Source organism: Vibrio profundi, from assembly GCF_043642225.1.
Lineage (GTDB): Bacteria > Pseudomonadota > Gammaproteobacteria > Enterobacterales > Vibrionaceae > Vibrio > Vibrio profundi_A.
This window is the reverse complement of the sequence record NZ_JBHZSF010000002.1, coordinates 172,243-195,641: the sequence shown is the minus strand read 5'-3', so window position 1 is coordinate 195,641 and position 23,399 is coordinate 172,243. Positions and strand designations below refer to the sequence as shown.

Below are 23,399 nucleotides of genomic sequence, written 5' to 3'. Positions count from 1 at the left end.
TAAAGTAGGAACAATTAGTGCGTCTTGAAGTTTTTTGTGAAGACCGACTTGGTTTGACCCGCGAGCTACTCGATATCTTAGCCTCTAAGAGTATCGATCTGCGTGGTATTGAAATCGATGTAACAGGTATTATTTATCTCAACTGTCCTGATATCGATTTTGATACCTTCAGCGAATTAATGGCTGAAATCCGCCGAATTACTGGCGTGAAAGACGTACGCAAAATTCAGTTTATGCCTAGCGAAAGGCATAACACAGAGCTTATCGCACTGCTTTCTAATCTTCCTGATCCTGTTTTAGCGATCGACCTAAAAGGCTCTGTCGATATGGCAAACCATGCGGCTTTGAACCTTTTCGGTAAGGGTAAAGATGACATTATCGGTGAGCCAGTTTCTGCTTTGATGCCAAGTTTCAACTTCTCTCGTTGGATTGAAGGCGATGTGAAAAGGCATCGTGAGTCTATGGTGCTTGACGGGCTGGATTATTCGATCGAAATTATTCCGGTTTATCTTGGCGGTGATTCTAATGAAGCGGTACTTGCTAGTGCAGTAATGACCATTCGATCTAGCCAACAGGTTTCAAACACGCCTGATATTTTACCTGAACAAAATAATTTAGGTTTTGAGCACTTTGTCGGTATTTCTAATCGACATAAGGCCTTGATTAGCCAAGCTAAAAAGCTTGCGATGCTAGACCAACCTTTATTAATTGAGGGCGACACAGGTACTGGCAAAGAAATGCTAGCCAAAGCGTGTCATAACCGCTCTAACCGTTCTTCTTATCCATTCCTTGTATTGAGCTGTGCGTCAATGCCTGATGATGTTGCTGAAACTGAACTATTCGGACATGCTCCGGGCTCGTTTAACCATGAGCTTGGTCACAAGGGGATTTTCGAGCAAGCAAATGGTGGCACGGTATTTCTAGATGAAATCGGTGAAATGAGTTCACACTTGCAAATTAAGCTTTTGCGCTTCTTACAAGACGGTACTTTCCGCCGAGTTGGGGCCGAAGATGAAATGCATGTCGATGTTCGAATTATTGCGTCTACACGTCACAAATTAGCTGAGCTGGCGGAGTCTGGAGGTTTTCGTGAAGACTTATTCTACCGTCTGAATGTACTCACTTTATCGATACCAGCCTTACGTGAACGCTCTAACGATGTTGGACCTTTATTGGAACTGTTTGTTGCAAAATATGCCCAGCAGTTAGGTCTATTGAAGCCCAAATTAGACGCAGAATTAGTTGAACAACTTGGCAACTATCAATGGCCAGGGAACATTCGCCAATTAGACAATATGGTGTTGCGTGCATTAACCGAACTTGATGGTGATTTACTAACGATAGATCACTTTCATTTACCTCAGTTGGAAACCGTTTCTGCAGGAATGGCGAGCTTGAACCTCGATGGCTCACTTGATGAGATCATGAAAGATTATGAATCTCAAATACTAGAGAAACTCTATCAATCTTTCCCTTCAAGCAGGAAACTTGCTAAGCGATTGAACGTATCCCACACCTCAATTGCCAACAAATTACGTGACTACGGAATTCGCAAAAACTAATGGAAGACCTAAGTACTGCAGAGAAAGTTGAAATGCGAGATGGCTCTGTTCTGCTCAGAACGGCCGCCCCCGAAGATGCCGAAATGATCAGTAATTACTTCATTGAAAACCGTGAGTTTTTGAAACCTTGGGAGCCAGCAAGGGAAGAGGCTTTTTTCTCTAAAGCTGGATGGGCTCAACGGCTGATCAAGCTTAATGAGCTGCATAGAATGGGGTTGGGTTACTATTGTTTGTTGATTGATAATGAAACCAAAAAAATGCTTGGTACCATTTCGTTCAGCAATTTATCCCGTTTTCCTTTTTATGCGTGCAATGTTGGCTATTCATTAGCGGAAAGTGCGCAAGGTAATGGCTATATGCGTCTTGGCTTAAACATGGCGGTTAGCTATATGTTTGAGCATCAAAATATGCACAGATTAATGGCTGGCTACATGCCAAGAAACAAGCGCAGTGAAGCGGTTCTACAACACGTGGGGTTCGAAAAAGAGGGGTATGCCAAGGACTACTTACAGATCAACGGTAAGTGGGAAGATCATATTCTCACTTCTCTAGTGAATCCCAATTGGCAAGATAAGAGGGTAGTGTAATGGATAGGCTTCAGAAACAGCTAAATCTGCTCATTGAGTTAGACCAACTTAAATCGGTGCTTCGACGAACCCGCATTAAAAGCGCTGAAAAACGTTTAGAAAATAGTGCAGAGCACAGTTGGCATGTCGCTTTGATGGCTATTTTGTTGGAAGAGCATGCCAACGAACCTGTGAACATTGCTCGCGTAGTCAAAATGTTGTTATTGCATGACATTGTGGAAATTGATGCTGGTGATACCTTTGTTTACGATATTGTGGCGACAGATCAACAAGAGCAAAAAGAGTTAGAAGCGGCGTATCGACTGTTTGGTATGTTGCCTGAAGAGCAGGGCAAAGACTTATTAGAGATATGGCTAGAATTTGAGACTGCAGCTTCGGCAGACGCAAAATTTGCTAAAGCGTTGGATAGACTTATTCCAATGCTTTTAAATTATCATAATCAAGGTCAAAGCTGGGTAGAGCATGGTGTTTCTCGTACACAAGCTTTGACTATAAATAAAAAGATTGAGAACGGTTCTACAGTATTGTGGGATAAGGCTCAGCAAGTAATAGAAGATGCTGTTAGTAACGGATGGTTAAAACCGTAGGCAGCAGTTCATATTTTCGAGGAAATTTGATGTCATATACAACTTTGGATGAATACCAAAGAAAATGGATTTTCACTCACCAGTCTATGCCTGTTTCACCTGAAGACATAGAGAAAATTAAACCAATGACACAGGCTCGCGCATCTCAGTTTTGGAAAGAGAACGTCAGCCCACAAAGCCCTGATTCTGAGCGTTTAAGTTCGCAAGATTGGCCAAGTAAAGCATCGAATTGGTCAGATGAAGTGAATTGGATGAATAACTGGGAAGCGGATGAACCTGAACTACCAGAAGAAATCCTCGCTCATATTGACTGGCAAGATGATGTAACTGTCTATTTTTGTTACGAAAAGTACAATGTGCTTGAAACCAAATGGTCGATATTTAAGAAGCATTGGAAAAACTTTTTGTTCTATGACGATGGCCCAATTCTGCTAGGGCGACGTAGAAGTGAAACATTGTGGTTTAGCACCAAAGGTACCGTGAAAATTGGTAACCGAGCATAATTTAAAAAACGAGCCGAGAGCTCGTTTTTTTGATCCAGAGTTTAGGAAATGCTTCCCAAAATTACATAACTGTTTTTATATACAGTAAACATTTGCATCTCAAGTAGCTCAAGCTATACTGTTTATATAAACAGTGGGAGGTGCTTATGATTTGGGACACATTAGATCGAGTGAACAAGTTACGTATTCAAGCTCTTCAAAATAAGGAGTTTTTGGAATCAGCTCAGGCTCATGCCGATTCACTGCAAGCTGAATCCAAAGACCTGGCTTCTTGTTCGAAACGAAAATCGGCGAAACCGAAAAAGCTGGCCGACATTTATGAACATACCGAGTTTTCTATTAACCCTGACGGCCATCATCACTAAGTGACTTTGATACGACTCAATAACCCTATTTACGCTCTGATGCTATGTATAATTGTTGTATATAGGGTTTTTTACTTAATGCGATAACTAATCTAAAGAATCACGACTAGAATTAGACTAAGCTCACTTGTTTAAAGAGGCTGGCATGAATCTAGTTTTTAGAAAAGTGTTAACTTTGGGCGTGTTCTGCTTATCTATTATTTTGTTTGCCTATTTAGGGGCGACATCGAACCACACTTCAAATCAACTAACGCCTTCAATTCGAATCGCTGTATCACAGACACCGCTGTCTTCTCCTTTTATCGTGGCAAAAAGTAATCAGTATTTTTTAAAACAAGGGTTAAATATAGAGATAGTCCCTTGTTTCGGTGGCGTTGCCTGCGCTGAACTGCTTTTTTCCGGAGAGGTGGACTACGCTACTGCCTCAGAGTCGGTCGTTATGTTTCAAAGTTTCAAGAGAAAGGATTTCCGGGTTCTTGCGAGCTTTGTTGAGTCAACCAATGATCTCAAGTTGTTGGCACTTAAAGAGCAAGGCATAACCAAGACGTCTGATTTGGATGGAAAAAAGGTTGGCATAGTCAAAGCGAGTGCGAGTGAATTTTACTTAGACTCGCTATTAATCGTCGATAACTTGAAACGTATTCAAATTAGTAAAGTCTACATGGCACCCCAAGAGATGGAAAAAGCGTTGACTTCGAACCAGGTAGACGCGATATCAGTTTGGGAGCCTTACGGATATTTATTAGAAAATGCCACTGAGGAGCCTCCTGTAAACCTTGGTGTTGCAGGGGTGTATACCTTGTCTTTTAATCTGCTGGCGATGGCAAAAACAGTGGATATCGACCCTAAAGTCGCGACTTCTATCTTGTTAGCACTTGGTGATGCAATTAACTGGATGCATCAAAACTCAGATACATCGCAGGTACTTGTTTCGCAATCTCTAGATATTCCTTTAGAGCAGCTTGAGTGGTCATGGAATGACTACGTGTTTCGTCTGTCATTGGGGAATTCTTTACTCTCTAATTTACAACTGCAAGCACGCTGGGCAACAAATTCTGGGCTTACGTCCGGTGTAGCGCCAGATTATCGAAAAATCATGCACGCTATTCCCTTGAATGTAGCTTTAGAAACCGAGGCGTTTTAGCATGACCGGGTCGATTCATCGTAAGTTAAATATACTTTTTGCATCGTCAGTGGTATTGGTTTTTCTGATTGCAGTTTCATGGTGGAATATTTTAGAGAAGTATGAAAAAGCTCAGAGCGCAATTTCAGAAGTTATTGAAGTACAAGAAAACGTTGAAACACTGAGGAGTCAGTTGTGGGTGTTTCTCCAATTTGGCGACCAAGAAAGTCTTCAAGAGGTTTTAATTGCACAGAAGCGGCTTTCTGAGAACCTTATGGAGACTCAGTATTTGGATGGCAAGGTCGACAATATTAAAAAGCTCAACGACGGTTTAGCGGTGTTGATAGCAAAAGAGACCAGCGTTACTTCAATTCATAATCTAAAAAATGTCGTGGCCAACTCAGACATTGAGGGGGTGATACAAGCTCAGGACTTGTTGCATTCACGTTATAACATGACGGTGCAGAATATGGTTGAGGAGCTATTTTACCTTCAGAAAATGTTACTTGAAGATAAAGCTGCAGAACAGAAACTGAATTTGGTCACTAGCATTTTTAAGATATTGGCTTTCGCTGTTTTGGTATGTGCCATCGCTTTAATGATTTTAAAACGTTTTCGATGTGGCTGTAAGTCAATTAGAGTTGGTATTGCGGAGGTCGTAGATGGAGACTTGGATAGTCGGTTAAAACCAGAAAGGCTAGATAGTGAGTTTGTAGAAATTGGTAACGTCTTTAATCAGATGAAAGAAACGTTACAGCAGACTACTGTGACGAAAGAAGAGTTAGAAGTAGAAGTGGAGCGGCAAGTTTCAAAGCTAAAAATGCAAAAAGAGCAGCTCACGTTTTTGTCTGAACGAGATTCTTTAACTGAACTGTATAATCGCAGAGCCTGTAAAAATTTGTTTGAGAATGCGATTGTGAAAGCCAATCGAACTGGTTGCAAACTGGCGTTATTGTTTTTGGATTTAGACAAATTTAAGGCTGTCAATGACACCAAAGGCCATGACGTCGGCGATGAGCTATTAAGAGCTGTTGCACTCAGACTGAGAAATAATATTAGAGCATCTGATTTTGCTGGCAGGATAGGGGGAGATGAGTTTGTGGTTTGCTTAGATCTTCTTGAATCCTATGATGGAGTGGAGGCTAAAGCGACTCAATTAGTCGATGCAATCACAGCCCCTATTAACGTCGATGGCGAAATGATTTCTATTGGGGTAAGTATCGGTATTAGCTTTTTCCCTAAACATACACGGGACATCAATGACATGTTGAAGTTTGCAGACGATGCAATGTATATCGCTAAGCGCAGTGGAAGCCATGTGTCATTTTATAAGCCGGAACAGGAAGAAGAGGAACCAATCAGCTAATGAACAGCAGTCATCTAAGTCGGCCTACAAAGGAATAATAGAAAGGCCTACGACGGGTGTCGTAGGCCTTATTTCATAGGTTAGGATTAGTGGCTGATCAGGCTTAAGCCACTTGGTAACGCATCTCCAAACACACGTTTAGATTCACTCTCAGACAGCTCAGTTACTTCGCTAACCAGCCTTAACCAAGACTCTGGAACCTTGCTCTGCTTAAGCTTATCAACAACTTGATTACGGTAATCGTCAGAGATATCAAACTGACGGTCGCCAGTCTTTCGACAAATCATTACAGCAGCGAAGGCAATCATCTGCTCTTTCTGCCAGTTTTGCTCAAGCAGTTTTGGTAACCACTGTTCTGCTTGCTCTCTAGGAATCACACTGTGCTGGCTGCCATACAAAGGAGTTCTTGAAGCTAATCGACCTAGCGCCCACCAATGCGCTTGTTCAAACTGGTTGTGATTGATCGCTTTGCTTAGGAACCAAGACGCAAGAAGCACTTTGTCTTCCACTTCGAGTTGCTCAAGGGATGCCGCTAATCTCACCATGGCTTCATAACCATTATCTTGGGCATCTTTAGCACTCTTAGGGTTCTTCATGGCACCTGGGTGAAGGTACTTCGCAATGTCAGCCAAGATTGTCTCTTGCTGTTCTTGGTTTAAACCACCGGCAACACGACGCCAGAATACCCACCAGTCTGTCCAACCTTGGTGGTTCTTAAACTGAATGTTCTGTTGGTAGAGGCCCCAAATTTGTTCGATACGCCATGAATCAGTAGGATCACCAAAGCCTGGGCGTAGTGAGTAACCCGCTAAGCGCAACCAGTTTTTCTCATGTGCTTCTGAGCGGCGACGACGCTTACGGCCTAATGACAAAGTATCAAATAGATGGCGGAGGGTGGTGAAATCCCATTCATCGCGTTTACCGAGTCGTTTCTCAAGATCTTTCGAAAGTGTTTTGATCTCTTTCGATTCCGCACTCTTTTTGTTGCCACTGTACAGGCGAGAGATCAGCTCTTTACACTCATCCAATCGTGGATGAAGTGTAGAGTTATCCGATTCATCGCCTTGCTTGTTTCTGACTTCAAATTCAAGTAACCAACGCTTCGAGTCATCTTCAGTACTCACGCACTCCATTTTCAGTGTGCCGACTTCGGTTAACTGACAAGCGAGCAGCACTTCAACGCGCTCTTTTTGGTTAGCTTGAAGTTCTGCTGTGCCTGAGCCTTCCAGCGTCGAGATGTAAGGTGGAAGAGGGGAGAACAGGTCGGCATCCACATCGACCATCACACCATTTTGAATGGCCGTATCGTGAGCAATTTGATCGTGAGTTGAAGTCAGCAGGTTAAAACGAACTGGCTCGCCTAACGTCAGTGAGAAACGACGGCTGTTCAAACGAATTTCTTGGCCTTCTTCGGTACCTTTAGCAAGCAGACACAGCGCTTTACCCATCTTGTTCTTTTCTTGTAGATGTAAGAAGTAAGAACGAGCAGCACCGCCACCGATTTTCAGTTGGGCACCACGGCGTGCCTTACCAAACGCAACCGCGCCTAATGCCACAGACCAATCTGGGTGAGGGTTATCTAGTACTGTGATTGGAGCGCCGTTCCAGTTACCTAGGAGCTGAGTAATGCGCTCTGTGACAAGTTCACTGTTGAACACACCACCGTTAAGTAGCACACCTACTGGAATAGCCGGTTTGGTATCATCGAATTGCACAGCATCTGAATTTTGTAGCGCAGCTTTAGATACTTGTTGGTGTGTGGTTAGGAATTCTGCAACGTGTTTACTTACTGCAGGATCGGCAACGTAAGGCAGGCCGAATTCAACTACAGCGCTGCGACGCTTGTCTGGTGTTTCCGTAAACTCAGAGAGTGGGAAGAAGCCTTCCAACGCGATTTGATGAACTTCTTGCTTGGTTAAGCCAATACTCTTAGTGCCGCCTAATAGCTTCGAGCCGCTGCCAAGCATAGTGATTTTGACATCGTCTGGCGCATCAGCTGAAAGCAGGCTCTCTTTTGCCGCGCGAGTTTGTTGAATCAGTTTGGTGAGGCTAGAGGCATTCAGCTTTTTGTTTTGGTTGAAGCGCTGCTCTGCAAGGTGAGCGAGGGCTAAATCTAGATTATCACCACCTAGCATTAAGTGTTCGCCAACACCGATACGATCGAGTGCTAGCTCGCTGTGGCCTTGTTTGTCTGAATCGAATTTGGCTTCAATTAAGCTTAAGTCGGTCGTACCACCGCCGACATCACACACTAAGATCAACGGGATCTGTTGGAGTTCTTCCGCCGCCGTTTGCTGGTGGCGTGCATACCAGTCGTAACAAACCGCTTGTGGTTCTTCGAGTAAGAGGATCTTGCCTAAACCGGCTAGCTCTGCGGCTTCGAGTGTCAGCTTGCGTGCGGTCTCATCGAATGATGCCGGAACCGTAACAACTACATCTTGGTCTTCAAGTTTGTTGCTTGGATTACGGTAGTTCCATGCTTGGCGAATGTGATTTAGGTAGCTAGCACTTGCGACAACTGGCGATACTTTATCGACATCCGCTGCGCCTGCCCAAGGGAGGATGTCTGAACTACGATCCACTGCTTGGTGCGATAACCAACTCTTCGCACTCGATACTTGGCGACCTTCAACCTTCGCGCCCAATTCACGCGCCCACTCACCGACGATAACATTCTTGATATCGCCTTCAACTGGGTGTGGTTCCCACGGCATAGTTAGGTCTGAAGGGGAGATTTGACCTTGGGCTGGGTGGTAACGAAACGATGGGAGTAGAGGCTTACGAACCACTTCACCAGGGCCGATAAGCTGATCGATTTCGAAAAGGGAAACGGGAGCGTGTTGTAGGTCGTCGTTAATTTCACAGTAGGCAACCACAGTGTTGGTTGTGCCTAAGTCAATGCCGACTAAAAAACGAGGAGTTGCCATACAAAACCTTATTCTTCCAGAGTGATGACCAGTGTGTTGATAGCTTTGGTCTTATTGTTGTTATTCGTATACGTCGTTCCTGAGAAACAGGTAGGACTGAGTTGGGAATGGTATTGATAAAATAACGGCACCCGCTAAGGTGCCGTTGATTCATTATGCTTCGTCGTTTGAGTCGTTGTTCGAATCTTCACGAACGTCGAACTCAACGTGCCATTTCTGACCGTTGTCAGTGGCAATCGCTTCTAGATAAAGCGTACCTAACTCAGTAACGCGAGAAGCCAAAGTCACCGGAACCACTTCACCTTCGCGACGGCCTTCAGAAACTGGCAGTGTCACTTGGATTTCAGGAAGCTCATAGAGCTCTTCTGGCGCCCAGTGATCAAGGTGAGTACCGGCTTCATCTTCACGGCGAGTTGTTGAGCCGAAGAACTGGAAGTGTACTGGCTGACCAATCACTAGACCAAACTCTTGGCTAGGCACTTGAACGCTTGAACCTTCTTCCATACCAAATGGTGCAACACACAGAGCTTCCATAGGAGGAGCCATACCTGGGATAGCTGGCATCGCGCTTTCAATTCCTACGTAGTAAGAAGATGCGATACCACCACGAATACGAACACCTTGACCACGACGTACCGCGCCGTAGTAAGAGGCACCACTTGCAACGGCTAGATCTAGATCTAAACCTGAAAGTTGTTTCGCAAATTCAGCGTCAGCGTTGATCAACCACTCGTTGATTGTGTCTGAAAGACGATCAGCAAGTAGGTTAGATTTTAGAACACCACCGTTGAACAGGATTGCTGTTGGTTTGATGAAGTCAGCAGCAGGCGCTTCAGCACCCGGCATACCTGGTATGTTTGCAAACGGATTGAAATCTTGTTGAGCCGTTTCACCATTTCCAGAAAGCGCGTTCGCTTGCTTAGAAAGGAATGCTGCAATGTGACGAGTGATACCCGCGTCTTGCGCGTAAGGCAGACCCATTTGAGTTAGTGCGCCGCGCGTTTTTTGTACCGGGTGATCAGTCACCGCGACTTTAGGGAAGAAGCCATCAACCAATGTTTGTTGTACTTCTTGCTGAGTCAGTTCTGTTTTTAGTGTCGCGCCAAGTAGCTTAGAGCCACGGCTAGGAACCACGATTGGCACAGCTTGAAGCTCAGCGTCGTTCAGTAGCGCTTCTTTTGCATCACGACATGCGTGAGTCATTGCTTGAACCTGCCAAGGAGCCAATTCTTTGCCTTCTTGTGCTAGCTTCATCTTCAAGCGGTAAGCCAGAGCTAAGTCCATGTTGTCACCGCCAAGTAGGATGTGTTCACCTACAGCGATACGGTTCAGGCTCAGGTTACCGTCGTCTTGAGTCACTTCAACTAAAGAAAGGTCGGTAGTACCACCACCGATATCCACAACCAGCACGATGTCACCAACGTCTACTTCATCACGCCATTTGTCGTTGCTGTTATCGATCCAGCTGTATAGAGCCGCTTGAGGCTCTTCTAAAAGCGTTAGATGAGTGAAACCAACGTTACGTGCAGCTTCAGCTGTTAAATCACGAGCGGCAGGGTCAAACGAAGCAGGAACGGTGATCGTTACGTCTTGGTCTGCCAGTTTGTGTTCTGGGTTCGCGTGGTTCCAAGCATCTTTAAGGTGCTCTAGGTACATCTCAGTTGTTTTTAGTGGAGATACCTTTTCCACTTCTTCTGGGCTACCTGCAGGAAGGAATGCATCGCGACGGTTTACACCACCGTGGCATAGCCAAGACTTCGCACTTGCTACCAAACGGATTGGAGTCTTAGCACCAAGATTACGAGCGATAGCACCAACTAGAGCTTTTGGCTCAGAAGACCAAGGTAGAACACGTGACGCTTCGTTCATTTCGTGCTCGTGCGGTTGGTATAGGAACGAGCCAAGTTGGCTGCGAGTTTCTACTGTACCAGGAGCCGTAAGCTGAGGAATTGGCATTACCTCAACGCGAGCATCTTCATTGGTTGTATCGATGTAAGACAAAACGCAGTGTGTAGTACCTAAATCGATACCAACGCTGAACTTAGGTGCTTGCTGCTCTTGCGATGATGTCTGAGTTTGGTGTTCCATTATAGCTCTACCTCTGCCGGTGCAATTACAGATGCATCGTAGTTTTCAGCAAGCTTTGGCAGGTTCATATCAGTTGCTTTCCAACCTTTGTGAACCAGTGTGCCGTTGAATGGTGCGTTACCCGTTACGTTACCTGTTAGACGGATTTCTTGAGGGTTGAAGCCTTCAGCTACTGTGATGCGAGTTTCTTCATCTTCGCTGCGGATGTGAGCAAGCGTTACGTAGTCTGCTAGTACTTTTTGACCACCTGTGTGAATAACACGTGCAGCAGCGCCAACTTCTTCGTCAGAGAACGAAGTAAGGTCTTCTTTTAGGAAGTCGATTAGACGTGCTTCTTGCTGCATGATAGACAGTAGCTGCATTGCAGAATCTGTTGGTGCTGTAGCTAGCTTAGATTCGACTTCGACTACTTTCTCGATGACTTTTTCTACTTCAACAACTTTTTCTACTTCGACAATCTTTTCAACTGGCTTTTCAACTTCAACGATCTTTTCAACTGGCTTCTCTACCACCTTTTCAACAACGGTTGATTTGCGAGAAACGGCAAGAATAAGTAGTAAAACGCTTGATGCAGTTAACCCTGCGTGAAGCATGTCAAACGTTTGTGGGATTAGGTTTAAATCAAAGTTCATAATGATGTCTCTTTAGATTGATTTAATGGCGCATTCAGTTTCACAATAAGTGAACGCGCAGACACTAAGAATCGTGTCAACAGATGCTTAAAATATTGGGGAGATACTAGCATATTCAAGGTCTAACGGTTGAATAAAAGCTGTATTTGAAAGTGTTGAACGGTTTAATAGGTGAAAAAATCATCTGAATTCGCCAAATATAACGATGAAAAGTTAAGTAGATGTTACGTCAATCGTAATTTGAATGAATTTAGTGCAATTCATCATAGAGAATGATGTTTTGTTCAGTTATTATTTTCAAGTCTCTCTATAACAAAGTTCGCCTCAATAATGCCGAATAGCGCTCATTCCGTTACGCAGGTCAATCGACTTACTTACTCTCTAAGTACATTCGTTATTTCGATGCTAGTAACTTTGGCTTGTATCGTCCTTACCTATAAAAGTCAAAGATTGTCCATTTACGATAATATTGAAAATCTAGCGGAACGTCAGGTTGAAAGCTTACGCGTGTTTATCGAAAACGACATTGCGTATATTGGTTCTGGCGCCAATTTCTTTCACGCCAATGAAAGAGAAGATTGGGATAAGTTCACTCGTTTTGCGAAGCATACGATCGCTGGCTCAAACAGCTTGATCGGTTTGCAATGGATGGAGAAAGTAGAGAGCCAAGACATCGCCCGTCATACCGAGAAACTACGACAGCGCTTCCCACAATTTTCTATCTATACCGTACCGAAAGATGGGCCCAAAACACTGGGCTACATTATGGGCGATAAACCTATATATATTGCCTCTGACATCTATCCTCAGACGGAAGCCAACATTGCTTTGCTAGGCTTTTACTCTTCTAGAAAACGGTTTGATCTCGTTCTCGATCATATTAGAGAGACGAGAAGTGCAAATTTATCTGACAAAGTTCGTCTACTTCAAGATGGGTTAAACCAATCGACAGCCAAAACAGGGATGCTGGTGTACCACCCGGTTTTTGAAGGCGATAGTGATAACCTTCTTGGTGTTGTGATTGGAGTGGTTCGAACCACTTATTACTTTGAAAGCTTGATCGCCAAGACGGCTGGTGAAAAGAGTCTGTTGGTGCGAGTGACGGATCTTGGGTTTGATGCGGAAGATGATCCGGTGTTTTTTCAAAGTGACGGCTTTAATGATGCTGAAGGTCTCACAATCACAAGAACCATTCAATTGCCGAACCGAAGTTGGCATGTCGACTTTAAAGTAATTAAACCACTGACCAATGACAACAAGTTGGTTCTCGTCGGTATTGCGTTTACCGGGTTAGCTATTTCTCTGATGTTGGCATACATCGTTAGCTTGCAGACACGAGAAAAGCAGCGACTAGCACTAATGCTGGATGAAAGAACCGAGGAGCTTCGTTTTCTTGTCGAGCATGATAGCTTAACGGGGTTATTTAATCGTAGAGCGTTTAACGCCCAACTTCCGAAATGGGTGGGTGATTATAGTGGGTTCAGTCTCGTAGGCTTTGATATTGATAAGTTTAAGTCGATCAATGATGAGTATGGACACCCAGCAGGTGATGCCATGCTCAACCATGTCAGTGAGGTTACGGCTAAACTCATACGCCCAGGAGATCTGTTTTTCCGTTTAGGTGGCGACGAATTTAGCATTTTGACGAATGTTGCTCAGAAAGAAGAACTCGACACTTACCTTAATGAGATACGTAAATCGATAGTGGAGTCTCCTTTGGAATACCAAGGCCAAATGCTGACTTGTACATTGAGCCTGGGTGGAGCGATTCATTCTGGAGAGCGAGCAGAGCAAATTCTTCAAAAAGCAGACAGCCAACTCTATAGAAGTAAAATGAACGGTCGAAATTGTGTGTCAATTGCAGGCTAATTGAACACTTGGCGTTTCAGGTGTCGAGATCTGGTTTCCCGTCAGGTACAATTTCACCAAACTGAACAATTGAGTGGCTAAGGCAACGTATGAATCACAATCGAGTGGTATGTTTCGATCTAGAAATGTGCTGTTGGAATGAAAATGGCGTGGGAACAACAGGTGAGATTATCGAAGTCGGCTTAGCTGAAATTGATTTAGCATCTGGAACAATCGTAAAGCGCGCTCAATATTACGTTAAGCCAGAACACGATGAAGTCTCTCTTTTTTGTGCGGAGCTCACCGGTATCACTCCTCGTAAGATTGAAAAACAAGGTCGACCTCTTGCTTCGGTTATTCAGTCTATGATCAAAAATTTTGGTGGGCCGAATAAGATTTATGCCGCGTGGGGAAGAGATGATCTGATCCTCTTTAAAGAGTGTGCGGATAAAGGCATTGAAGCGCCGTTTTCTGAGTTCATTAACCTTGCGACTTTATATCGGATTCAAAACCGACTAAAAGACAAGCGTATTGGTCACAGAGCTGCGCAAGAAGCAAAAGATATCGAGTGGGAAGGACGACAACATTCTGGTTATGTCGATGCCTACAACTTGGCAAAATTGGCATTAACCATGTTTTAGTCGCCAATATGAGTTACATAAAAAGCCCACATCGTCGTGGGCTTTTTGTTTTTTTGTGAAGCACTTAAATTAAGTCTGCGCTCTTTTAAATTTGTTATTTGTCTACTACAGACAGCTTCGCTTTAATAAATTCGCTGTGGTTTACATACAGCAATTCAGCTGCTTTACGTATGACAGAATCTTCAAGTGGATCAATTTCACCATCGGCATGAGCCACTTCCCACATACCCGCAATCAGGTCTATTCGTACTTCATGAGATAGCTCGCGTAACTGAGAGGTGAAATCATAGAGTGATGCCGATTGTTTAATTTGCTCTTCGGCCTGAGCAAGCAGAGAGGTGGCTTGAGTTTCATTGAGATTCAGTAACCTTTCCACTAAGTGCAGTTTTGCGGCTTTTTCTTGCTCGTTGATTTCGTTGTCCGCGCCTGCGACTTCACAGAGCAAACATGCGATTGCTAAATTCGGCGACACTGATTGAGATTGTCCCAAATCTTTACCGTCAATGAGTTGTTTGAATAGGGAAGTAATGGAATTGAACATGAAAGGCTCCAACCTGTAGACATAGTTTAACTATTAGGGTGGTAAAGGAATTAAACAAGTCACTTTACTGAAACTTTACATTGCATCCACTATTCAGAAGCAATGTAAATTCATAGAACTGTAGGGGGGCGTGTCGCTTTTATTGGTGCTCTGGGAAGTGAACAGTTTGTTCCTCACCCGTGAGAATCGCGATTTCTTTAGGTTTGCCTTGCTCATCTAAGCGCAATTCACCAATCGCACTTTGGTTGACCAGTCGATAGAAGGTTTGATTATCCGGACTACGTTTTTCCACTTTTAGGCGTTTACGTTTTGTGAACCAGTTGAGTGGCGAGTGCGGGCTGTACAGCAACCTATCACTAATGTCACAAAACTTAAGCAATGAAGCCGGAAACTGGTTTTTGATTCCGCTACAGGTAATTTGGTAGATGGTTGGGCTGTTACGTCGATAGCGGAGTTTGATGTCGTAAGCGAAAGAATAATGGACATCGCCGGATAAAATCACAAAATTTGTTGGGGTTTTGGTGTGCGTGAAAATACTCAATAGGGTGTTCGCGCTGCCAGGGTGAGCCATCCAGTTTTCTGCATCAATGACCAGTGGTTGGCCCAATGTGGTCATTGTTTTTTGCAAAGTTTCAATGAACTTAACCCCAAACATTGGCGCTGCAGACACAATGATCACTTTGTCCTGATCCAATAGTTCATGCTGGAACTCGATCAACGCTTCCCAGTCCATCAAACCTGAAGGTTTGTTCATTTTTGATTCTGAACGCCAACGGCGAGTGCGCGTATCCAGTACGACGACTTTTGGTGTGCTATGAATCGTATAGTGCCATTTTTCGAAAGTATTCAAATACTTTAGGCACTCTAGGTGATGGATATGAGAAATCTCCAGCGACAAATGATTGTCATTGCCGATGATGGTTTCTTCAGTGCGCTCGTTTTTTAATGGCTTGAAGGTGTCACGGATCTTCTGCAAAAATTCTTGAGAAAAGTTCTTAGGTTCATTTCCCCAACCTTGGCAAAGCCAATAGGAAAATAGCCCATTGCCAATGATTTGCGTGGCGAAGGCGTTTTGGTCTGCGGCCAATTCCCAACCTACGGTTAAGTTCCAGTCGTCGGTTACATCGTGGTCATCGAATATCATGTAGGTCGGAATGTGCGCGAGCAGTCGCTGTACTTGAGAAAGCCCTTCGACAAACTGATCGATGTTCTGTTTCTCTTGATGCCATTTTTGCTGTTTTGCCGCCGGAAGCGTGTGACCACTATGGGTGAAGTCATTATCTTTTAATCTATTTAGATTGATATGGGACCAAAGTGTCGGTGACCAAACTAACAGATACATGGCAATGAATTCAGAAAGAGTCACTAGGTGATTATCACATTCTGTCGAGCTAAAAATCGGAATACTACGGTTTGGCATTAACTTGTCGAGAAGAGACTCAGACTTTGTGTAATGAGGGAGTATCTCGTCTCGATGGTAATAGTTAAGTGGATGCGAATATAGATCACGGCTGTGGTTCATATTCTCCTGGCATGCACCTGAAGAAAAAGTTTCCCCGGCTAAGCCAAGTAGCTCAATGACTTGATCGATAGCATCTAACGTTGGCCCCGCAACATGATCGGCATAAATTTGGTCGCCGCTCATCATCAATAGGTCAGGGCGTTCCATTATCGATTGTGTCGCGAGTTTGTTGTCTGCCGCGACCAAACTATCTTTGCTTGAATGGTGTGGGTTGCGACAAGAACCATGCAGAATATAGTCGGCGTGCGTGCTAATTCGAAAGCTGACTCGACGCTCGTTGGTATAAAAGAGCTGAGGCGCCCAGTCCGTCAGGTCTTGAGCTTCGTCAGAAAGCTGATATTCAAGAGGTGTATTAACAGGGAATTGACCGGCAACTGAAACCAAGTTTACCCAAGCATGAGTGCCAACTCTTATACTCTCGACGTCGTCTGGGGTCGATTGAATAATCGCATCGCTATCATCTGCGCGATAAAGCGTTAGGCAGCCTGAAAATGGCTGGCTCGTAACAAACCAAACATTGACTTCTTCGTGAGTGGTTTTACGTAAGATAGGGCCGGCGATTAAGTAAGGAAGTGGCGCTTGATGTTGGGTGTGGCTGGACAATGTATTACCTAGTTAAACGTTATCTGAATTAGGGTCTTCAAGGATTTCGATTATTTCTGAGCTAGAAAGTTCATGGCCCATAAGAAATAGTGCGAGCATGGCATCAGCTTTGGTTTTAGTATCTGTGTGTTCATCAAGGATTTGTTCGAATTTGTGTCGAATCATGGTGACTTCATGCTCAACGAAACCACGGCCTTCTTCATCGCCTTGATCTTCTTCTGGTGCATTATCAAACTCTAGAAAGAGCAATTCACCGTTAAGCTCTGTATTGACTAACCTCTCAGGTAGCCATTCTTCCCCCATGACAATTTCAGGGTCTGAATTTTCCGGCAAACTATTTAAGAAATTTTTTAATTCTGAGACTTTCACAATTATTTCATATATCCGACAATATCCTTTATTGTAACGGCCAATGGCCTTGAAACCTAAGCTTGTTCGCTCATTTGAGCAAGAATTGTCTATCCAATGACAAAATATCTATCAGTAAGAGTAATGAAACCAGAATGAAGAGCAAATATTCAACACCTTTGTTGTTAACCAGTGCTATTTTCTCAAGTGCATATGCGCAAGCGGAAGAACAAGATTGGGGTATTGCAGCGATGTATCGTACGGCAAGCATTCCATTTGACACTTCCGGTGGTGACCAAACGGTGAGCTCATTTGTTCCGATGATGTATTTTGAGAATGACTATGTATTCTTGAAAGGCACAGAAGGGGGCGCATTTCTGTATGAATCAGAAGATGAAGCTTGGCAATTTAACGCATTGACTAGAATGCGATTCATTGATATTCCGGCTTCTGCACAAAATGCGATTGAAGGTGACACGGCAGATTTCGGTGGTCAACTGAAGTATACGTTGAATGATGAATGGTCTATCGATACTGAACTTATGTCGGATTCTCAGTTCCGTTTCCACGGTAACTTGCGAGCTGCGGGAAAATACGAGTTTGGTGATTGGGAGCTGATGCCAAGTGCTACGCTTCGTTATAAAGATGCCGATTTTAATAGCTACTATTTCGCTTTTTCTGAGCTTACTAATGAAAAGATTGGCGGCGCTGTTGATTTCAATGTTGGGTTAGAGGCGCGTTACCACGTATTTTCCAACTTATACCTGCTTGGTTCGACAAGTGTGACTCGCTTGGATGATAACGCATACCAAAGCAGTGTGATTGAAGACAGATATCAGGGGGAGTTCTTCCTTGGTTTCGGTTTCTTCAAAGACAAGACCAAAGCACCTAAAGCGGATCTAAGTAATAAACCTTATTTGCGTGTCGCTCACGGCTGGGCCACACCATCGAATATTGGCGATATTATGAAGTTCAACAGTGAGAAAGATGAGTACAACAACCAGTTGACGTCGTTTTTCTACGGGCACCCACTGACTGATGAGCTGTTTGGTTTCCCATTGGATATTTACCTGACTCCTGGTATCGCACACCACTGGTCTTCTTCGGTTCAATCAAGCACTACCGAGTACGTTGTCGCAATTAAAGCGTACTATACGTTTGATTGGCCAACTCAATGGCGATTTGGTGTCGCTGAAGGTATGTCGTATGTTGATTCCATCACGTATATCGAAGGCTCAGAAATGGAGCGAAAAGGGTATACGCCGAGTAAACTCCTTAACTATTTAGACTTCTCATTAGATGTGAATGTTGGCGATCTGATCGGTAAAACGGATCTTGAAAACATGTGGGTAGGTTATTCACTTCACCACCGTTCTGCTATCTTCGAGAGTGCTTCTCAGTTTGGTCGAATTAAAGGTGGCAGTAATTACAACACCATTTACGTCCAATACGAGTTCTAACCCTAGATAGAATCCATACAAGGCCTGAAAACATGACTTTTTCAGGCTTTTTTATTTGTGAAGCAGTTTTAGGAGCGTTGACCAATTGTGGTACACTTGCGCCAGTTTTTGTAAGAGAAAAGAATAGGACACGCTTTGACTTCGTCCCCCGAAAAAGCAGAGAACTCTCCATCTGCTTCAAATAATAATGCTGCATCACTTCGTAAAGCTCTAAATGAGTGCATGATGCGCGACCGTTTCAGACTAAGTAAACGCATAGCTGGTGCAAATAAGATCAAGAATGAAAAATCCAAGCATGCTGTTTTCGATGAAATTGCGTTAGATATTGCGAAATCAATGATGACCGCAACTGAGCGTTCATCTCATAAACCAACCATTGAATACCCAGAAATTTTACCGGTAAGCCAAAAGCGCGATGACATCGCCAAAGCCATTGAAGAAAACCAAGTGGTTATTGTGGCGGGTGAAACGGGTTCGGGTAAAACCACTCAGCTTCCTAAGATCTGTTCTGAGCTTGGTCGCGGCCGTTTTGGCCTAATTGGTCACACTCAGCCTCGTCGTCTGGCTGCGCGTTCGGTTGCGAACCGTATTGCCGAGGAGATGGAAACCCAGCTGGGTGAGTTTGTTGGTTATAAGGTTCGATTCAACGACCAGATTTCTGACAATACTCAAATCAAACTGATGACCGACGGTATTCTACTGGCGGAGATTCAACACGACCGTTTCTTAAATCAGTACGACACCATCATTATCGATGAAGCGCACGAACGTAGCCTGAACATCGATTTCATTATGGGCTACCTAAAAGAGTTGCTACCAAAGCGTCCTGATCTCAAAGTGATCATCACGTCGGCAACTATCGACCCTGAGCGCTTCTCTAAGCACTTCAACAATGCGCCAATCATTGAAGTGTCAGGCCGTACCTACCCAGTTGATACGCGTTACCGTCCATTAGGTGGTGACGACAGCGATTCAGACCGTGACCAAATGGAAGGTATCTTCGAAGCGGTAGATGAACTGTGCGATGAAGGCCTTGGCGATATTTTGATCTTCATGAACGGTGAGCGTGAAATTCGTGATACCGCTGATGCACTGAGTAAGCGTAACCTGCGTGATACCGAGATTGTACCTTTGTACGCACGTCTATCGGCGGGTGAACAGAATCGTATCTTCCAGTCACACACTGGTCGACGCATCGTTCTGGCGACTAACGTGGCAGAAACCTCGTTAACCGTGCCGGGCATTAAATACGTTATCGACCCAGGTACTGCGCGTATCAGTCGTTACAGCTACCGTACCAAAGTACAACGCCTGCCGATTGAGCCAATTTCTCAAGCGAGTGCGAACCAGCGTAAAGGTCGTTGTGGTCGTGTGGCGGAAGGTATCTGTATTCGCTTGTACTCTGAGGAAGATTTCGAGTCACGCCCAGAATTTACCGATCCTGAGATCCTGCGTACCAACCTAGCATCCGTTATCCTTCAGATGACCGCTCTGGGCTTAGGCGACATTCAAGCGTTCCCATTTGTTGAAGCGCCCGATAAGCGCAACATTCAAGATGGTGTAAGGCTGCTTGAAGAGCTTGGTGCAATTGCGACAGTCGAACCGTCTGCGAATAAAAACAAGAACCACGGCGATGACAAGAAGAAGCTAACCGCGATTGGTCGTAAGTTGGCGAAACTGCCTATCGACCCTCGTTTGGCTCGTATGGTGATCGAAGCGCCAAGTAATCGATGCCTACACGAAGTGATGGTTATCGCGTCTGCATTGTCGATTCAAGACCCGCGTGAACGTCCATCAGACAAGCAGCAATCGTCTGACGACAAGCACAAGCGTTTCTTCGATAAAGAGTCTGACTTCATTACTTTCGTGAACCTGTGGGACTACATCAAGAAGCAGCAAAAAGCGCTGTCGAGCAACCAGTTCCGTAAACAGTGTAAGCAAGATTACCTGAACTACCTGCGTATTCGTGAGTGGCAAGATGTGTACTTCCAAATTCACCAAGCAATGCGTGAATTGGATACCAAGCTCAACGACGAACCGGGCAGCTACGATGGTATTCACATCTCATTGTTATCAGGTTTGCTTTCTCACATCGGTATGAAAGACCAAGAGAAGAATGAATATCAAGGTGCACGTAACGCACGCTTCCATATCTTCCCTGCGTCTGGCCTATTTAAGAAACAGCCTAAGTGGATTATGTCTGCTGAGCTGGTGGAAACTTCAAAACTTTGGGGTCGTGTGATTGCTAAAATTCAGCCTGAGTGGATTGAACCGTTAGCGAAGCACCTAATCAAGCGCAGCTACAGCGAACCACACTGGTCGAAGAAACAAGCGGCGGTAATGGCACACGAAAAAGTGATGCTTTATGGAATTCCAATTGTTCCTAAACGCCTAGTGAACTATGGCGCGATTGACCCAACTATCAGCCGAGAGCTGTTTGTGCGTAGTGCACTGGTTGAAGGCGAGTGGGAAACCAAGCACGCGTTCTTCAAACAGAACCGCAAACTTCTACAAGAAGTGGAAGAGCTAGAGCACAAATCCCGTCGTCGTGACATCTTGATCGATGATGATGAACTGTTTGAATTCTATGACCAGCGCGTAGGCGAAGAGGTGGTTTCAGGGCGTCACTTTGATACTTGGTGGAAGAAAACCAGTAAACAGAGCCCAGAGCTGCTTAACTTTGAAAAGTCGATGCTATTCAGAGGGGATGCTAGCCACGTTACCGATTTAGATTACCCTAACTTTTGGCATCAAGATGGGCTGAAACTGAAGCTGAGCTATCAGTTTGAACCGGGTGATGATAACGATGGTGTGACCGTTCATATTCCTTTGCCAATTTTGAATCAGATTGAGCAAGCGGGCTTTGACTGGCAAATTCCAGGATTACGCCATGAGCTAGTGGTGAGTTTAATTAAATCACTACCTAAAACGCTACGCCGTAACTTTGTGCCTGCGCCAAACTATGCTGATGCGTTCTTGGCTCGTGTGACACCACTTGAAGCTCCGTTACTGGATTCTCTTGAGAAAGAGCTACGCCGAATGACGGGTGTAGAAGTATTGCGTGAAGATTGGAAGTTAGAACAAATTCCAGAACACTTGAAAGTGACGTTCAGAGCGGTCGATCATCGTAAACGTAAGCTTAAAGAGAACAAAGACCTTCATGAGCTGAAAGAAAGCTTAAAAGACAAAGTTCAAGAAACGCTTTCTAAAGTCGCGGATGACGATATCGAGCAGCAAAATCTGCATACGTGGAGCTTTGGTGAGCTACCAAAAGTCTATCAACAAAAGCGCGGTGGCTATGACGTTAAAGCCTTCCCAGCTCTTGTTGATACAAAAGATAGCGTAGAGATAAAGTTGTTCGAAACCGAGCAAGAACAAATTTCTGCGATGAAAGCGGGTCAGCGTCGTTTGATCTTGTTGAACGTACCTTCGCCGATCAAATACTTGCACTCGAACTTGCCGAACAAGTCGAAACTTGGTTTGTATTTCAACCCATACGGTAAGGTACTCGATCTTATCGATGACTGTATCGCTTGTGGTATTGATAAGCTGATCGAAGAGAAGGGCGGTTTGGTTTGGGAACCAACAGAGTTTGAAGCGTTGAAAGAGCACGTACGAGCAGAGCTTGGAGATGCAGTTGTCGAGATCGCTCAGCAAGTGGAAACTATTCTGACCACCGCGTTCAGTATTAACAAAAAGCTAAAAGGGCGCGTTGATCTTTCTATGGCTTTCGCTCTTTCTGATATCAAGGCGCAGATTGAAGGTCTGATCTTTAAAGGTTTCGCGACAGAGTGCGGCTGGAAACGTTTACCAGACATTTTACGTTACATGAAAGCGATTGAACGTCGCATGGAAAAGCTGCCTATCGACCCGAATAAAGATCGTCTGCACATGATCAAGGTAGAGTCTGTAATGAGTGATTACAAAGAATTGCTTAATAAAATACCAAAAGGTTTAGCTGTGCCAGATAATGTGAAAGAAGTTCGTTGGATGATTGAAGAGCTTCGTGTAAGCTTCTTCGCACAGCAGTTAGGAACACCCTATCCGGTATCGGATAAAAGGGTTAAAAATGCAATAGATGCCTGTTAGGTATAAATATTGCATTCCGAATAGATATGACAAATAAATGGCTGTCTAACGGCAACGGTTGGCCTGATTAGACAGCTTATAGGGATTAAGAAGGTTAGTATGAAAAAGACATTATTAGCTCTTGCGCTTATCGGTGCATCTTCAACTGCGATGGCAGACTCATGGTTATATGGTGGTGTTCAAGGTGGGGAAAACTCACTGGGTAACGAGAGCGAAACTGCATACGGTGTACATGTAGGTACTGGAATTCTACCATTTATTGGCCTAGAGGCTGGTTACTGGAATCTAGGTTCATTTGATTCTGTAGAATACGGAAATGCAACTCGTACTAACCTTGATGCGTCTTCAGTATACTTTGCAGTTAAACCTAGTATTGATTTTGGCCCTCTTCATATTTATGCAAAGGGTGGCCTGCATTCTTATGAGCTGAAAGGTGATAGCGGCTTTTCTCAAGATGATATAGATGTTATGTACGGTGTTGGTGCTGAATACTTCATCATGGGGCCTGTGTCAGTTGGTGCTAGCTACCAAAACTTTAAAATGAAAGATGATGACGCTGGTGTATTTACTTTAAATGCGACAATTCACCTGTTGTAATCATATCTCC

At 44.3% G+C, this 23,399-nt stretch carries 18 protein-coding genes; 12 read left to right on the top strand and 6 right to left on the bottom strand.

The window, feature by feature from the left end:
- Window positions 1-17 precede the first annotated feature (17 nt).
- The 7 genes from tyrR (at window position 18) to ACHUFI_RS04350 (ending at window position 6,093) form a co-directional block, all read left to right on the top strand.
- Window positions 18-1,562 carry a transcriptional regulator TyrR gene (gene tyrR, locus ACHUFI_RS04380; protein ID WP_394247140.1) on the top strand — a complete coding sequence of 515 codons (1,545 nt, stop codon included), beginning with the start codon at window positions 18-20 and terminating at the stop codon, window positions 1,560-1,562.
- On the top strand, window positions 1,562-2,149 hold the full coding sequence (gene rimJ, locus ACHUFI_RS04375; RefSeq protein WP_394247139.1) for a ribosomal protein S5-alanine N-acetyltransferase: 588 nt from the start codon (window positions 1,562-1,564) through the stop codon (window positions 2,147-2,149). The genes tyrR and rimJ overlap by 1 nt, the downstream gene beginning before the upstream one ends.
- The gene (locus ACHUFI_RS04370; RefSeq protein WP_394247138.1) at window positions 2,149-2,736 is read left to right on the top strand and encodes an HD domain-containing protein; all 588 of its coding nucleotides are present in this window, start codon (window positions 2,149-2,151) and stop codon (window positions 2,734-2,736) included. Before rimJ ends, ACHUFI_RS04370 begins: the two co-directional genes overlap by 1 nt.
- A 29-nt stretch (window positions 2,737-2,765) precedes the next feature.
- Window positions 2,766-3,239 carry a DUF2947 domain-containing protein gene (locus ACHUFI_RS04365; protein WP_394247137.1) on the top strand — a complete coding sequence of 158 codons (474 nt, stop codon included), beginning with the start codon at window positions 2,766-2,768 and terminating at the stop codon, window positions 3,237-3,239.
- Between the two features lie 146 nt (window positions 3,240-3,385).
- On the top strand, window positions 3,386-3,604 hold the full coding sequence (locus ACHUFI_RS04360; protein WP_394247136.1) for a hypothetical protein: 219 nt from the start codon (window positions 3,386-3,388) through the stop codon (window positions 3,602-3,604).
- A gap of 145 nt (window positions 3,605-3,749) precedes the next feature.
- Window positions 3,750-4,748 carry an ABC transporter substrate-binding protein gene (locus ACHUFI_RS04355; protein WP_394247135.1) on the top strand — a complete coding sequence of 333 codons (999 nt, stop codon included), beginning with the start codon at window positions 3,750-3,752 and terminating at the stop codon, window positions 4,746-4,748.
- A 1-nt stretch (window position 4,749) separates the two neighbouring features.
- Window positions 4,750-6,093, top strand: a complete 1,344-nt coding sequence (locus tag ACHUFI_RS04350) for a diguanylate cyclase (RefSeq protein WP_394247134.1) — start codon at window positions 4,750-4,752, stop codon at window positions 6,091-6,093.
- A gap of 86 nt (window positions 6,094-6,179) precedes the next feature.
- On the opposite strand, the gene ACHUFI_RS04345 is transcribed toward ACHUFI_RS04350, so the two are convergent.
- The 3 genes from ACHUFI_RS04345 to ACHUFI_RS04335 all read right to left on the bottom strand — a co-directional run bounded on the left by ACHUFI_RS04345 (window position 6,180) and on the right by ACHUFI_RS04335 (window position 11,740).
- Window positions 6,180-9,020: an Hsp70 family protein gene (locus ACHUFI_RS04345; RefSeq protein WP_394247133.1), complete on the bottom strand. Its 2,841-nt coding sequence runs from the start codon at window positions 9,018-9,020 to the stop codon at window positions 6,180-6,182.
- Window positions 9,021-9,173: 153 nt separating this feature from the next.
- On the bottom strand, window positions 9,174-11,108 hold the full coding sequence (locus ACHUFI_RS04340) for an Hsp70 family protein (protein WP_394247132.1): 1,935 nt from the start codon (window positions 11,106-11,108) through the stop codon (window positions 9,174-9,176).
- Window positions 11,108-11,740 carry a DUF2760 domain-containing protein gene (locus tag ACHUFI_RS04335; protein WP_394247131.1) on the bottom strand — a complete coding sequence of 211 codons (633 nt, stop codon included), beginning with the start codon at window positions 11,738-11,740 and terminating at the stop codon, window positions 11,108-11,110. The genes ACHUFI_RS04340 and ACHUFI_RS04335 overlap by 1 nt, the downstream gene beginning before the upstream one ends.
- A gap of 330 nt (window positions 11,741-12,070) precedes the next feature.
- Here ACHUFI_RS04335 and ACHUFI_RS04330 point away from each other — a divergent pair, with 330 nt between their 5' ends.
- A complete protein-coding gene (locus ACHUFI_RS04330; RefSeq protein WP_394247130.1) occupies window positions 12,071-13,609 on the top strand; it encodes a sensor domain-containing diguanylate cyclase in 1,539 nt (512 codons plus the stop codon).
- 89 nt (window positions 13,610-13,698) lie between these two features.
- Window positions 13,699-14,229, top strand: coding sequence for a 3'-5' exonuclease (locus ACHUFI_RS04325; RefSeq protein WP_394247129.1), 531 nt, complete (start codon window positions 13,699-13,701; stop codon window positions 14,227-14,229).
- A gap of 94 nt (window positions 14,230-14,323) precedes the next feature.
- Here ACHUFI_RS04325 and ACHUFI_RS04320 read toward each other — a convergent pair whose 3' ends face one another.
- The 3 genes from ACHUFI_RS04320 to ACHUFI_RS04310 form a co-directional block, all read right to left on the bottom strand.
- Window positions 14,324-14,770 carry a tellurite resistance TerB family protein gene (locus ACHUFI_RS04320; RefSeq protein WP_394247128.1) on the bottom strand — a complete coding sequence of 149 codons (447 nt, stop codon included), beginning with the start codon at window positions 14,768-14,770 and terminating at the stop codon, window positions 14,324-14,326.
- 139 nt (window positions 14,771-14,909) lie between these two features.
- On the bottom strand, window positions 14,910-16,895 hold the full coding sequence (locus tag ACHUFI_RS04315; protein WP_394247127.1) for a metallophosphoesterase family protein: 1,986 nt from the start codon (window positions 16,893-16,895) through the stop codon (window positions 14,910-14,912).
- Window positions 16,896-16,907: 12 nt separating this feature from the next.
- Entirely contained in the window at window positions 16,908-17,309 is a 402-nt protein-coding gene (locus ACHUFI_RS04310) for a VC1380 family protein (protein WP_394247534.1), read from the bottom strand.
- An 89-nt stretch (window positions 17,310-17,398) separates the two neighbouring features.
- Between ACHUFI_RS04310 and ACHUFI_RS04305 the strand changes: the two genes are divergently transcribed.
- The 3 genes from ACHUFI_RS04305 to ACHUFI_RS04295 all read left to right on the top strand — a co-directional run bounded on the left by ACHUFI_RS04305 (window position 17,399) and on the right by ACHUFI_RS04295 (window position 23,389).
- Entirely contained in the window at window positions 17,399-18,703 is a 1,305-nt protein-coding gene (locus ACHUFI_RS04305) for a MipA/OmpV family protein (protein WP_394247126.1), read from the top strand.
- A 135-nt stretch (window positions 18,704-18,838) separates the two neighbouring features.
- The gene (hrpA, locus tag ACHUFI_RS04300) at window positions 18,839-22,792 is read left to right on the top strand and encodes an ATP-dependent RNA helicase HrpA (protein WP_394247125.1); all 3,954 of its coding nucleotides are present in this window, start codon (window positions 18,839-18,841) and stop codon (window positions 22,790-22,792) included.
- Between the two features lie 99 nt (window positions 22,793-22,891).
- Entirely contained in the window at window positions 22,892-23,389 is a 498-nt protein-coding gene (locus tag ACHUFI_RS04295; protein WP_394247124.1) for an outer membrane beta-barrel protein, read from the top strand.
- Window positions 23,390-23,399: the final 10 nt, after the last annotated feature.

What these genes read in the sequence shown, in the direction of transcription:
- ACHUFI_RS04295 (WP_394247124.1), top strand. Translation starts at nt 22,892, where the DNA reads ATGAAAAAGACATTATTAGCTCTTGCGCTTATCGGTGCATCTTCAACT.
- ACHUFI_RS04350 (WP_394247134.1), top strand. Translation starts at nt 4,750, where the DNA reads ATGACCGGGTCGATTCATCGTAAGTTAAATATACTTTTTGCATCGTCA.
- ACHUFI_RS04330 (WP_394247130.1), top strand. Translation starts at nt 12,071, where the DNA reads ATGCCGAATAGCGCTCATTCCGTTACGCAGGTCAATCGACTTACTTAC.
- ACHUFI_RS04335 (WP_394247131.1), bottom strand. Translation starts at nt 11,740, where the DNA reads ATGAACTTTGATTTAAACCTAATCCCACAAACGTTTGACATGCTTCAC.
- ACHUFI_RS04325 (WP_394247129.1), top strand. Translation starts at nt 13,699, where the DNA reads ATGAATCACAATCGAGTGGTATGTTTCGATCTAGAAATGTGCTGTTGG.
- ACHUFI_RS04360 (WP_394247136.1), top strand. Translation starts at nt 3,386, where the DNA reads ATGATTTGGGACACATTAGATCGAGTGAACAAGTTACGTATTCAAGCT.
- rimJ (WP_394247139.1), top strand. Translation starts at nt 1,562, where the DNA reads ATGGAAGACCTAAGTACTGCAGAGAAAGTTGAAATGCGAGATGGCTCT.
- ACHUFI_RS04320 (WP_394247128.1), bottom strand. Translation starts at nt 14,770, where the DNA reads ATGTTCAATTCCATTACTTCCCTATTCAAACAACTCATTGACGGTAAA.
- ACHUFI_RS04365 (WP_394247137.1), top strand. Translation starts at nt 2,766, where the DNA reads ATGTCATATACAACTTTGGATGAATACCAAAGAAAATGGATTTTCACT.
- ACHUFI_RS04305 (WP_394247126.1), top strand. Translation starts at nt 17,399, where the DNA reads ATGAAGAGCAAATATTCAACACCTTTGTTGTTAACCAGTGCTATTTTC.
- ACHUFI_RS04340 (WP_394247132.1), bottom strand. Translation starts at nt 11,108, where the DNA reads ATGGAACACCAAACTCAGACATCATCGCAAGAGCAGCAAGCACCTAAG.
- ACHUFI_RS04355 (WP_394247135.1), top strand. Translation starts at nt 3,750, where the DNA reads ATGAATCTAGTTTTTAGAAAAGTGTTAACTTTGGGCGTGTTCTGCTTA.
- ACHUFI_RS04370 (WP_394247138.1), top strand. Translation starts at nt 2,149, where the DNA reads ATGGATAGGCTTCAGAAACAGCTAAATCTGCTCATTGAGTTAGACCAA.
- ACHUFI_RS04345 (WP_394247133.1), bottom strand. Translation starts at nt 9,020, where the DNA reads ATGGCAACTCCTCGTTTTTTAGTCGGCATTGACTTAGGCACAACCAAC.